Raw genomic sequence first — 12,165 nt, forward strand, 5'->3', positions numbered from 1 at the left:
CGTTAAATAAATTAACTACACGAAGGTTATACATTTTTTTGATCTGTACAAATAAATTGTGAAAATATGCAGACGTGAAAATGTGAAAATGTGCTGATATGCTGATGTGCTAATTTGCTGATGTAGGAATGGCGACCGTGACAGTGGGCGGATGGGCGGGCTGGCATGGGTAAATTTCACGGCGTATTGGTAAAAAAACGTTATTTTACATGCAGCCTATGCTGCAACCAGCGGGAATTTATACTGTGGGAAGGGGATCAATCAATGTTTAACCGTATGCAAAGGGAATAGCTGCTGCTGCTTATAGATAGCAGGCCATTTACCGGCAACCTACAACTGTTAGAGGAATCAAAATAACCGACCCTAAAAAGGCGTCCTTATGAGTAACCGGCTTTACACATCCATCAAGAGCAGGATCAGCGCATTTGCGTTGAAGGCGCAACGCGCGCTATTGCCCATCTATGCACCCATTATCAACGCCGGCACCGCGGGGCTGTCAGACGAAGCCGCCAAACGGGTGGTGATCGTGAATAGTATCAGTTTTATAACTGCGTTGCTGGCATTTGTGATCGGGAACCTGTTCTATGTTTATACTGGTCTGGCACAAGTACAGATCCCTGCCATTATAGAAAGCGTACTATTTTGCGGTATCATCCTTTTAAACCGGTACCGGTTATATAGTATAGCCAGCGTAAGCGTGCTTGTGGTACACTGCGCCTGCGCCGTTTATTTTGGCATTCTGCTGGGGCAGCTCATTAATATATCACTGATAGCGGTGTTTATGTTTGGAATGAGCTTCCTGGTATATTCGAAACCCCAGCAACAGATAGTGGGCATCTGCGCTACGTTGCTGACCTTATTTCTGCTGGAACTGAACTTCTATTATAAGCTATTTCCTTCTTTACAGCTGGCGATGGCTGATCAATACCTGCTACGTTGGGTGGCCCTCCCCTGCTTTCTGCTGTTTGACGTGATCGTGATGCTGTACTATGTACGAGAGAACAAGGCCTTGTATAACCGGCTGAAGATGTTTGTGTACAAGGTATCCCACGAGATCAGGAACCAGCTGAACGCCATGGCGCTGGTGGCGCAGCTTATTAAGAGGGAAATCAAACTGGATGATCATCTGAAAAAGATAGAGCCTTATGTGGACCTGCTATTGACAGCTGTTAACAATATGCGCAATGTGATCAATAATGTGCTGGACGTGGCGCAGATAGAAGCGGGTAAAGAGGAAGAAGTGGAAGAAGATACTTTTGCGTTACGCTCGCTGATACAGAAGATCATCAACCTGAATAAAGTAAGCGCGCGCTCCCGGGGCTTGCAATTAAGCCTCAGCGTAGCGCCGGATGTACCGGATGTACTGGTGACCGATACGCTGAAGCTGACCATGATCGTTACCAACCTGCTAGGTAACGCTATTAAGTATGCGGATAAAAACAGCGAGGTAAAACTGCAGATCCACCGCTCCGGCAACAATTTCGTGATGACCTTCAGCAATGAATGCCCGGATATTTCTGCAGAAAGGCAGGCGGTATTGTTTGACAGTTATACTACGGATAAAAAGAGCCGGCATATTGAAGGCACCGGGCTGGGACTGTATATTACACGCAGTAAGGTAGACAGCCTGGGCGGCAAGGTGAAACTGAGCAGCGAAGGCGGTCATACTTCGTTTACGGTGACACTGCCCTTAAAAGAAGGTCATACCCCCGATATAGAAGAGGAAGTAACGGAAGCGGATATTGACCTCAGCAATATTCATATACTGCTGGCGGATGATAATGAAATGAACAATATGCTATTCTCCAAATATCTCACGCTGTATGGCTGTAATGTTACCTGCACTACATCCGGACGGGAGGCGATGGAGCACCTGAAGAAAACCCGCCACCTGCCGGAGATCATTATCCTGGATCACCAGATGCCGGAGCTGGATGGGGAGCAAACCTTATTGCTGCTGAAAAAACATGCGGCGTTTAAACACATCCCCGTACTGATCTGCACCGGTGGCACACAGTATGAGAAACCCCTGATGGCAGCCGGCGCCGCCGCTGTTATCCTGAAGCCCATCAATCCCCGTTTTCTGTTTAAAGTGATAAGCCAGCATTTACCCCATATAGATGAGGTAAACACCGGCTCAATTGATTAAACTGGTTTAGCTTTGATTAACACGTTTAGTAATTGATATGTCTAACGCTGATCAATCTATTTCAGCAATGATTAAACGGATTTAATATCGATCACACTATTTAGACCGCCAGCGACTGTCCCTTTTTAAGATCAGCAGAAGGATGCCCACCAGTTTTGTACCTTTCTGTAAATGTGTGTGTCCAATGTAAATATCCATGGATCATAAGGGCGAGGTTCTCCACATAATCCACTACCGGGGCGGTATACAGCCCAAAATCCGGCAATGCCTGTTTTAAAAGGCAGAAAGTGGCCACATCCCGATCATGTACTTCTATTGCGGCCGCATAGGCTGCTTCCAGCGGGCAGTTACGCTCGTGCTGTAAGATCAGCACAAGGTTCAATACATCATTCCCCTGTTCCAGGTGGGCGGAGAAATAGTCATTGCTCCATGAGAGGATACGGCAGGTAAGTTGTGCCAGGCGTTGTAACACCGGGTGCTCCAATACGCCGGCCGGTAATATGTGACCGGTAATGGCCTGGGCCAGATCTACCAGCGGGTATACATTTACGGATTGTTCGCGAATAGTTACAAACTCGTCAAATGCAGGAAAGACCATATTCTTGCGGTAGGGGATTTCCTGCTGCAGGCCATCGAAATAACCATTAAGGCTATGACAGAACCGCTCCAGCCATATTTCCGCGCCAATAGACAACAGATCCTGGCGCAGGAGCGGCAGTTGCTGGTATAGGATCTCATCCGGCTGCGGCTGGCTGCCCCGCAGTACTTCTAACGAGCGGTGACGGATCACTTCCAGTTCTTCTACAGTTGCGAATTCAAAGGTATCATCGATCATAAAGGCCCATACATAAAAGCGGCATACGGCCGTAAGCTGGGCATTGCTGGCACGAGGGAACATACATCCGCCTGCATGGCCTACGCCGGTATGCAGGTATTTTTTTATGGCCTTTTCCGGCAGGTAGCTATAAGGGCCGGCCAGCCATTCCCTGATCTTCAGTTCCATATTTTCCGCGTGCGGGTTGGTGGCATACCCAAACGGGTAATGCAGTGCATTTGCATTGAATGCATTTTTCATGACAAAGTGTTTTTAGGTTTAGAAAATTGGTTAAGCGTGTTCGATGTGAGCTATATGTACAGCATGGTTATTTTGCCGGAAGGCGGGGGCCCCCGGAGTCTCTCCAGATTAACAATCCACATAACTTACCTGATTTTAAATGGTTATATTCTAATTAATGGCTTATTACTATAATAAGTTACGTATTTATTGCAGGAAATGGGGGTTAACTGCGAAGAGGTAGCAGTGTTAATGTGCAGATGTGCAGATGGGTGGATGCGGTGTTTAGTAGGTTGGCGAGAATTCGTTCTGGTTGGCGGTATTGAGCAGCACGATGGTTTGGGGGATCCTGGCTTCTGCGTCGTTCTTGCGGTTATGGGAAAAATCATAGTTTGTTACGGACCTCCGGAGGTCTTCTTCGCATGCTACGAGGGCTTGTTGTATTTTTTCGCTTAATGACCTGATCTGATCATTTACGCGCTCTACTTCATTGAGTTTTTCGCAGAGCTGTTGTATGGCCACGTTCTTCCTTTCCAGGAAGCCGCGCATGCGGGCTTCGTCTTCCGCATGGGGCCCCAGGAACCGGGCGTTTATATCCGCGGCGGCCGTATCATCCCACTGAGCGGTCAGGGAGTTGCGGTAGTCCTGGAAATCCTGTGCAGACCGGTTGAGATGCCAGCAACTATTGTCTGTAAAATGATTGAGCACGCGGTAAATACAACTGGCGTATTTCATAATAAACGGATGGTTTATAGGTTACCCGGCGTGAAGCCAAACTCTTTGAGGAGATCCACTTTCCTGTCTATCTCCTCTCCTGCCCTGCTGCCGTAAGACTGTACATCTGCGGAGAGACTGCTGGCGCGGGCAAAGCTGGTACTGGCATCGCTGGAAAAGTTCTGCGCGGTAGCCAAATGGGCTTTGTTTTCCTGTACCAGCGCATCCTGTTGTGCGTTCAGTTCTTTTGTCCTGCTGATGATCTCCCCTGCGGACCGTACTTCTTCCAGGCCTCTCCTGCAAAAGTTATCGGCATCGAGGATGATATTTATGCTAACGGCGTTCATGTCTGTTGCCTGTCTAATGAGGGACAGGGCCTCTTCGCAGCGTCTTACCCGGGCTTCTGCCGCCGCTACTTCTACCTCTGCTTCCCTTTTCTCCAGTTCCCAACGCCGGACCTCATCCTGGGCAATGGATACCTGGTGGCGGGCATTGGCTACTTCCCGCTGGTGACCGGAGCAATCGTTGTAAATACGCCGGCCGTTACTATCTGTACGGTAGCTGTTCTGGCAGCTGCTTAGCGCACTCTGTGCACGGTTTAAGCGGGCTTCTGCCGCCTGCAGGCTGCTAATAGCAATATTGAGGTTGTTAATAGCAGTAGCTAGCCTGTTTTTGGCCCGCCGCAGCCAGGCTACAGCTATATCGTGTTCTTTATTCCAGTGCTGGGCAGACTGGTTACAGGCCCTGCGGATACCATTGAGGCGGTTATGTGTTGCCTCAATGCCTTGCAGCAGGCGGTTCAGCTTATTGCGCATGCTGGTGGTCTCGTTATCCCAATAGTCTATTTTTTCCGCGTCTTCGTCCTTGATATTGGCCACGTAGTTGGTCTCAAAGGTAGCCTGGTTGGTCTGGTCCACCGCCACATCCACCAGGCGCCGGGCATCGTCTATGGCATAAGAGATGCGGTGATTGAGGTACCGGACCTTTTGCGACAGCTGATCTAGCAGCGGGTATAATATGTCAGGGTTGTTTAATGCCATGATCTTTTATTTATCCTGCTCCAGCCAGCTTACCCGCTCTTCGAGGAAGCTGCCCAGCAGCACGGTCTGATCTATGTATTCCTCAAACCAACGGGCGGTGGCCATCCAGGACGCTTTGAATGTCTCTGCCGCCTGCCCTTCATAAGCCGGCTGCAATGCCGCGAACAATGCGCTCAGCTCCCTGAAATCCTCCTGGAGAGAACTGTTGTGCGTATGCAGGCAATTGATATAATCTTTTAGCCCGTTTGTTAACAGGTCTACATTACCAGCCATGCAGGTATCGTTTGATAAGGTTTATCTTATGCAGCAGTATATCGCTGTAGTTATTACCATCGGTGGTGACGTACTGTTTCATTTTGTCCTCCAGGGGTTTCCACCTGATCTCATATTCGTTCCGCATGCTATCCTGCCACCAGGGGTGTACCGTCTCATGGTACCTGGTAAGCTGATCGAAGGAAACCTTGAGCTTATCGTTAAAGATCTCCAGGTTCCGCTGGAATTGCTGCAGCCTGTCATGTACTTCATCCATTGACCAGTTTTTTAGCTATTTCTTTTACAAAGGTTTCTGACATGCCCTTGCTAACGATATATGGCTTGAATACGGAAGATTTATTGCTGCCAATATCAATATAAAATGCGGCGATGGGTTTATTGCCATGCGCCTGCAACCTGGAGGCCTCGCGGCGGCGCACGAGGTCAAAAGCATCCTGTTCTGACATCTGCAGGGCTACGCGGTGGCGGAAGAATTCGAGATTACGTTTGTTGAATACATTATACATGGGTAATACGCCTTCAAAGCTGATAAAGGCATGTATGCCCAGGGCGGGACCTTCTGTTATTACCTGACGCAGCATTTTGCCTGCTTCTGTTTCTTCCGGGGAGCCGTATTTGTTCATCTGGAGGTTGAGACTGTCGATCCTGTCGAGGTCAGCCGCCATGAAGATGATGGTAGGCAGCTGCGGCCTTTCCTCTTCCGGGATATCTTTCCTGGCTGCTACTTCTGCGGTAAGGGTCTGCAACATGTTTATGACCTCTGTATTCTTTCCTGCAAATTGCTGGCGGTACTTCATCTCCTGGATGAGGCCATTGCAGAAATTGGGCAATACATTGCTCCAGGGCGCGCCCGGTATGCTTTTATCTGCTATATAGAAGTGCACATCCGTATTGGGCGCATTTAATACCGCGCTGGAAAGGATACCGAACATAATACCGTAGCGGGCGTCGTTATTATCGCCTATGATCAGTACGTTCTCCCGCTGGCGCCTGCGGGTGACCACGTTTGAATGGCCTCTGACATTAAACTCCTGTCCCAGCCAGAAGACAAAAGGCGTTTCGCCGGAGAACCAGCCTATTTCGCCAATACCACCGTGGTAGATCTCTTTGCGCGCAAACTGCTCCATCTCCTGTTTATCCATCCAGTGGTTGTGGTTTAACAACTGGGCAAGCTGGGTATTATCGATAATATGCGGCTGTTCTGTACCATTGAAAATATTGGTGATAAGCAATTCCGGGGGAATATGCTGCTCCATGGATTTAGCCGTTAGCTCAGCGATCACCTGCAGGCGGTCGTCTTTTTTGATGATGGCTACTTTACCTAGTTTGTTATGGCCGTCGTTACCGCCACGGTCATTCACCACTACTTTACCCGGGAGGTCGCAGTTAGCCAGGAGGTCTTTGCCTTCTTTACCGAATTCTGTGAGCGCGAGCCTGTCTGATAATGACAGCTTCATGGCGATCCGCATTTCTATATTGGCAAAAATGGAAGCAGCATACATGAGGTTAGCGGCGCCAAAGCGCTGGGAACCTAATAACATGTGGATGCCGGCGCTACGGCCTTTTTCCGCGATGAGCCGCAGGTGGGCGGAGGCCTCCGCATTCACATCGCCCTCCAGGAGCTCCTGGTATTCATCCACGATCAACAGGATACGTGGCAGGATCAGTTTACCACCGGATTTAAGCCGGAAGTTCTCGTATTTATCTACCCCGTATTCTTCGCTGAACAGTTTATTCCTGCGCGCTATCTCTTCTGTAAGATCAGACAGGATGCTGCGGGATAAACCAGGCAATGATTTGAGAGATACGACGGCGGCGTGCGGCAACTGTTTATAGTCCTGGAACTCTACGCCGTCCTTACCATCTATCAGGTACAGCGATACCTCTTCCGGGCTATACCTGCAGGCCAGGCTCAGTATAAAAGCATGATAGAAATTTGATTTCCCGGAGCCTGTCATGCCCGCCAATATCGCATGGCTGCATTCCCGGCTATCCTCGCTGTGTTTATGACCGAACCAGATATTAAGGGGCGATCTGTTGCCGCTGATGCCTACCGTTGTTTCTATCACCTGGGTAGCTGTTTCTTTCCAATAATTAGCGGGTTTGATGGCCTTCCAATCTATCGGGTTCTCCTTGGGGATACTGCTTTTTATTTTCTTTATGACCAGGTCTGTGATCTCGTCTGTGGGCTTTTCATCCGGCCACCAGTATAAGGGAATGGACTGGCGGTTGCCCATTTTCCAGCTGAACTCATCGCCGCTGATGGCGACGCGGTGCGCGTTGGCGATCCCATCCAGCGAGATATCCCTGGGCAATTCTTCGCAGGTATTGTGGTGTATGAAAACGTATTTACCGGCTACGGGCCCCTGCTCCGCTATTTTCAGCAGCTTTTCTATTACCCGTCTGTCATAATCCTTTAGGAAATTGGCTACGAAAATGACCTCAAACTTCTCGTTGATCAATACGGCATCCGCAATGGAATCAAACATGCGGTCGTCTGAGAGCCCGTAGGTTTGGTTGATACGGGTAATATCCCGCCCTATCTCTTCCAGTAGCCGGAAAAGATCGCCGGAGTCTACCCGGGTATTGAGCTGTCTGGCTATGGGGAATGCCTTACCAAAACCAGAGGGGTCTATGAAGGTAAAGTTTACATTATGCAGGAGCCTGGCGTTGATGCGCAGGGCCATTGATTGAAAGAAGGCGTATACATCATTACATTCTTCCGGGCCGCTCTCCACAATGACGCATTTATTATGGCCGATAAAATCCATTATTGTGGGGATACCGAATACCTGGTCTGTATCCGGCAACGGGGTGGTCATCAACCCAAAATATAAGGGTGTATGGATGTCCTGCTTTTGAGGCTCCCAGGCGTTCCAGGCTTCTGCCTCCCAGGCGGGTTTGTTATAGGGAGATAATGTATCCAGGTGCTTATCTGCCTTGTCCTTATTCTCCAGCAACTGCCCATTAAAGAATTGCAGGGCCGCAACTGTGAACGAGGATTTAATGGCATTAAAGGATCGGGTAAGTTCCATCCGCTCTTCTTTAAGCGCCTGGACGCGCGCATTACCCTGCGCAATGCGGGACTGTAGTTGCCTGATGGCCTGGTTATAAAAAAACATGTTAGCTATTTTTTGGGATGTATGTTATCGCATCAGCATGGCGATAACGAGGATAACAAAAACCGCTATAAGCATGAGGGAAAAAACCTTTGATCTTTTCCGCAGGGCGGCTATCTGGAGATCTGCCTCTGCGGCCTGTTTTAGCAGTGCCTGTTCTTCCTGCTCATTGGTCTTTATGCGGGACATGACGCCGTTTAGCTGGTCTACGTATGCTGTGGCGCCTGGTAACTGTGAGAAGCCGTTATTATCTATGTGGTCTCTGATCCTGTCGATGTCGTCTTTTGTGGCATCCCTTTTTTCGATTAAGGCGGTACGCTCTTTTAGTAGTTCGAAAGAGCGCTCGTCCAGCTTTAATGGAAGTTCTTTCATGATCAAAAATATTTAGCAGCTTTGAAGATGGGGTATAGAATGGTTATTGACGCTTGATTATCTGCGATAACATTTCTAAGATAGAAAAAAAAGGATGGTATACAAAATGATTTTTGCGCTATAGGTTGGGAATGGGGTGGTTACAGGGGGATAATTGGTAATATGAGTGGTGGGATGGTGGGCTTGGCACGAAGGGATAGCGGTGAGGGATAGCGGGACTGCAGGAGCTGGCATGGAGGAATGACAGGGAGGAATCGCATGGCTGGACGGGCTGACTGCGAGGGATGGCAAAAAAAAGAGCCGGATGGATATCCAGCTCCTTATCTGCTACTCCAGCTTTAGCCCCAGTTCTTATTGCTAATAACCGGGATCTAAAAATTTAAATGGAACGTGTACGCGTAATGATCGTACAACGCAATCAATGTTTTATTAAATACGCGAAAACTGCGCATTTTCCCGTTCTCCAGGTTGGGCAGATAAAAGCTGAAATGATAGCTGCCATCCCTTAGAGAATACACATCCACGACAGATACTTTGTCAAACTCCCTTTTCTTTTCGTTGTTGGCCATTAGCTTTGAGTTCACATATACCCATTTATCGTCCATACAGCTCATCCTGTTCACTACCGCGCCCGGCGTAGAGAGCGTGGTTTTACCCAATGCCGTCAGCGAGGCCACTTTTATATTAGCATGGCTGACGGTGTCTATTGTTCTCCCTTTATATTGCACTACCAGGTTGGTATCCATACAGAGGAACTGGTTGCGGTAGTAGTATACGTACACCAGCCTGTTGGAACCAGGTTGATAAAGCAGGGAGCCATCTGTACAGAAGACGCCATCTATCTGTTTTTCCAGCACAGGCGTGCGGGGCAGCAGGTAAGATGTGTCCAGCGTACGTTTGGCCAGGATATTCTGATGCCAGGCGCTATCGTACATGCGGAGGATAAACGAAGCGCCGGACAAAGGCCGGGCGTTGAAGAACTGGCGTTTGCCATCCGGCAGGCGATGGAGGGTGAGATCATTGAGGGAAGCGTGTAAAAGGGCTCCCTGTGTACCTTCCATCATGTATACATCGGGCGTATCGACGGAGACCATTGCAGGCCCCTGCAAGCTGGTACCGGGCGACATCGTTAAGCGTAGATATGCCGTATCTGATAAATCGTAATTCATTCTTAAGAGCAAAGTGGCGGCAGTTGCATTTCCCAGGTATATATGGGTAGCGGTAGCGCCGGCAATGTAGTACGAGTTATACCGGATGTTGAGCAATTTGGCCGGAGTGGCCATATGCGGCGGAACCAGACGGATGAAGCCATTGGGCCGGTGATTGATCTTATCTGACGCGATGTATAGGAGCCAGACGGCGGCGATGCTCAGGAGAAAGCTGGCGAGGGCCAGGAGGAGGCGTTTCCTTTGCGAGAGTGAGCGATGGCGACGGTTGGGCATATGGGTTGGGTTTGGGAGTGGCGGTTAGTTTTATTGGCGATAGTAGGGGGTGATGCAGGAACCGTCCTGGTAGTATCTATATGTTGACCCTAATGTGGTACTACAAACAGTTCCAGTAACAGATATACTACAATTTGATGGCAAGGCTCTAGGAAAAAGGCAAACATTAGGAATAGCAGTATCCGTATAACTCACGTTCAAAAATTTGGCGTTGGCTTTGGACATCAACGCGCCTGTAATAACCAGAATAAAAGCACAGGCAGTTAGAATCAATCTTTTTTTCATAATCCGGATTTTGGTTTTATTTGGCATGACCTTATCTTTTACAGGTTTAGGTATTCCTGTTTCAATTCTTGCTGATCATAAGATTCGTTCTGGTGTAGTATGTATAATAGAAAATACGTACAGGGATGAGCATTCTCCTGTCAATCCGTTTCACGCAATAAATCTAAAGCCGTAATTTCTCCTACGGGAATTAGTTGAGCATATCTACGATTATCATTTAAGTTGCATAGTCACTTTATAGTGCATCTCAATATTTCACGACGTTAATATCCGATATTTTGTGTCAAATTCTTATTTAAAGCTCGTTCTTTTTGTGGAATGGGATACAGCGTATCTGTTGCCTGCCAGGTGGAGGCTTTTTCTGCACTTAATATAGTATTGGCACGATTTGTACGTTTTAGATCTAACCAGCGATGCCCCCACTCTGTGAACAGTTCTACTTGCCTTTCATGCGCAATCGCTATTAAAAGTTCTGTGGTTGTATTCGCTCTGGTACCAAGTAGCCCTGCACGCTGGCGAATAATATCCAGATCTTCTTTTGCTCCATCTATCTGTCCAAGGCGTGCACGTGCTTCTGCTCGTATCAAATACTGCTCCGCCAAACGGAAAACCATGGAGTATTCCTTCAGTTCATTCCCATTTTGTATTTTATACTTATATGGAAAATAGTACACTCCGCCAGCATCGCTTTTAATGCTGTCTACCCATTTTATCCTACGTAGGTCCCCGGGTTCAAAAGCTTGGAGCAAATAGGGGCCTAAAACGACAGAATTGCTTTCATCTGTGGTAGGCAACAAGGTCAATATAAAATTTTTCCCTTCCCAGGTATTGTAACCGGTATTAGCGTTAGGCATTAACTGCCAGATAGTTTCTTTGCTATCTTTTAAGAACACGCCGTTTAAGGAATCCAGGCCATAATAGGTAGTATACTCGATCACCGCGTTTGCCTGTATTTCCGCCTCCTTCCAATTGGCCATATATAAATATACCCTCGCCAGAAAAGCCGTAGCTGTAAATTTGTTTGGACGTACTCTACCAGTTATGCCACCTGCTGCGGTATATGTTTCCTTCAGTTTTCCCTGCGCCTCTTTCAAGTCTGCGACGATCAGTTGATACACCCTATCTTTGAGCGTTCTAGCCATTACAATATTGGTCTTATAATCTGTATTGGTTAAATAAGGTATATCTCCAAAAAGGTTCACCAGGTAAAAATGGCAAAATGCACGAATAAATAGTGCTTCTCCTTCTAATTGCATTTTGGTGCCGTCAGATACGCCATTGGGGTTACTCAAGCCTTCAAGGGCTGCGTTCGCCGCATAAATATACTGATACGCCTCATCCCAAAAAGCCGTTTCTATTGCAGTGTTATTGATATTAATGGAATTTTCATAGAATTCCCTCGGTATTGTAAGCGCAGAGTAATTTTCTAGCTCATCGGCGGAAAGCCCGCTTAGTAAAGTAACACTACGAGTATTGCCGCTCGCCCAGGCATTATTGGTAATCATCTTACCATAAATGCCTATTATAGCCCCCGTTGCATTTATATCATTGCTAAAGATGACATCAGGAAAGCTTTCGGTATTCGGTAATGGCACCTCTATAAATTTTCTGCAGCCGAATATAGAGAACAACAATGCAAGCAACAAACTTCCTGTTACCCATACAGCCTTCCGCTTCAACCGGCTTTTGCCACAAGATTGATGGAGTTTCATGAGCT

The 12,165-nt window shown here is 47.9% G+C and carries 10 protein-coding genes; 1 reads left to right on the forward strand and 9 read right to left on the reverse strand.

Annotated features, from left to right (window positions below; all coding sequences use genetic code 11):
- Positions 1–379: 379 nt before the first annotated feature.
- A complete protein-coding gene (locus tag F0L74_RS23695) occupies positions 380–2,149 on the forward strand; it encodes a hybrid sensor histidine kinase/response regulator (protein WP_149840392.1) in 1,770 nt (589 codons plus the stop codon).
- Between the two features lie 100 nt (positions 2,150–2,249).
- Here the strand turns inward: F0L74_RS23695 and F0L74_RS23700 are convergent, their stop codons facing one another.
- The 9 genes from F0L74_RS23700 to F0L74_RS23740 form a co-directional block, all read right to left on the reverse strand.
- On the reverse strand, positions 2,250–3,224 hold the full coding sequence (locus F0L74_RS23700) for a terpene synthase family protein (RefSeq protein ID WP_149840393.1): 975 nt from the start codon (positions 3,222–3,224) through the stop codon (positions 2,250–2,252).
- A 264-nt stretch (positions 3,225–3,488) separates the two neighbouring features.
- Positions 3,489–3,938, reverse strand: a complete 450-nt coding sequence (locus F0L74_RS23705) for a hypothetical protein (RefSeq protein WP_149840394.1) — start codon at positions 3,936–3,938, stop codon at positions 3,489–3,491.
- A 14-nt stretch (positions 3,939–3,952) separates the two neighbouring features.
- The gene (locus F0L74_RS23710; protein ID WP_149840395.1) at positions 3,953–4,957 is read right to left on the reverse strand and encodes a hypothetical protein; all 1,005 of its coding nucleotides are present in this window, start codon (positions 4,955–4,957) and stop codon (positions 3,953–3,955) included.
- Between the two features lie 6 nt (positions 4,958–4,963).
- Positions 4,964–5,230 (reverse strand): hypothetical protein, encoded by a 267-nt coding sequence (locus F0L74_RS23715; protein ID WP_149840396.1) that lies wholly within the window; start codon positions 5,228–5,230, stop codon positions 4,964–4,966.
- Complete coding sequence (locus F0L74_RS23720) at positions 5,220–5,486, reverse strand: hypothetical protein (RefSeq protein ID WP_149840397.1); 267 nt, start codon at positions 5,484–5,486, stop codon at positions 5,220–5,222. Before F0L74_RS23720 ends, F0L74_RS23715 begins: the two co-directional genes overlap by 11 nt.
- Positions 5,479–8,352 carry an FtsK/SpoIIIE domain-containing protein gene (locus F0L74_RS23725; RefSeq protein ID WP_149840398.1) on the reverse strand — a complete coding sequence of 958 codons (2,874 nt, stop codon included), beginning with the start codon at positions 8,350–8,352 and terminating at the stop codon, positions 5,479–5,481. Before F0L74_RS23725 ends, F0L74_RS23720 begins: the two co-directional genes overlap by 8 nt.
- Positions 8,353–8,376: 24 nt before the next feature.
- Positions 8,377–8,721, reverse strand: a complete 345-nt coding sequence (locus tag F0L74_RS23730) for a hypothetical protein (RefSeq protein ID WP_149840399.1) — start codon at positions 8,719–8,721, stop codon at positions 8,377–8,379.
- 371 nt (positions 8,722–9,092) lie between these two features.
- Complete coding sequence (locus F0L74_RS23735) at positions 9,093–10,163, reverse strand: hypothetical protein (protein WP_149840400.1); 1,071 nt, start codon at positions 10,161–10,163, stop codon at positions 9,093–9,095.
- Between the two features lie 548 nt (positions 10,164–10,711).
- The gene (locus F0L74_RS23740; protein WP_188316133.1) at positions 10,712–12,160 is read right to left on the reverse strand and encodes a RagB/SusD family nutrient uptake outer membrane protein; all 1,449 of its coding nucleotides are present in this window, start codon (positions 12,158–12,160) and stop codon (positions 10,712–10,714) included.
- Between the last annotated feature and the right edge of the window lie 5 nt (positions 12,161–12,165).

The sequence above is a fragment of the Chitinophaga agrisoli genome (assembly GCF_008386695.1).
In the GTDB taxonomy this organism is placed as follows: domain Bacteria; phylum Bacteroidota; class Bacteroidia; order Chitinophagales; family Chitinophagaceae; genus Chitinophaga; species Chitinophaga agrisoli.

What these genes read in the sequence shown, in the direction of transcription:
- F0L74_RS23740 (WP_188316133.1), bottom strand. Translation starts at nt 12,160, where the DNA reads ATGAAACTCCATCAATCTTGTGGCAAAAGCCGGTTGAAGCGGAAGGCT.
- F0L74_RS23735 (WP_149840400.1), bottom strand. Translation starts at nt 10,163, where the DNA reads ATGCCCAACCGTCGCCATCGCTCACTCTCGCAAAGGAAACGCCTCCTC.
- F0L74_RS23700 (WP_149840393.1), bottom strand. Translation starts at nt 3,224, where the DNA reads ATGAAAAATGCATTCAATGCAAATGCACTGCATTACCCGTTTGGGTAT.
- F0L74_RS23705 (WP_149840394.1), bottom strand. Translation starts at nt 3,938, where the DNA reads ATGAAATACGCCAGTTGTATTTACCGCGTGCTCAATCATTTTACAGAC.
- F0L74_RS23720 (WP_149840397.1), bottom strand. Translation starts at nt 5,486, where the DNA reads ATGGATGAAGTACATGACAGGCTGCAGCAATTCCAGCGGAACCTGGAG.
- F0L74_RS23710 (WP_149840395.1), bottom strand. Translation starts at nt 4,957, where the DNA reads ATGGCATTAAACAACCCTGACATATTATACCCGCTGCTAGATCAGCTG.
- F0L74_RS23695 (WP_149840392.1), top strand. Translation starts at nt 380, where the DNA reads ATGAGTAACCGGCTTTACACATCCATCAAGAGCAGGATCAGCGCATTT.
- F0L74_RS23725 (WP_149840398.1), bottom strand. Translation starts at nt 8,352, where the DNA reads ATGTTTTTTTATAACCAGGCCATCAGGCAACTACAGTCCCGCATTGCG.
- F0L74_RS23730 (WP_149840399.1), bottom strand. Translation starts at nt 8,721, where the DNA reads ATGAAAGAACTTCCATTAAAGCTGGACGAGCGCTCTTTCGAACTACTA.
- F0L74_RS23715 (WP_149840396.1), bottom strand. Translation starts at nt 5,230, where the DNA reads ATGGCTGGTAATGTAGACCTGTTAACAAACGGGCTAAAAGATTATATC.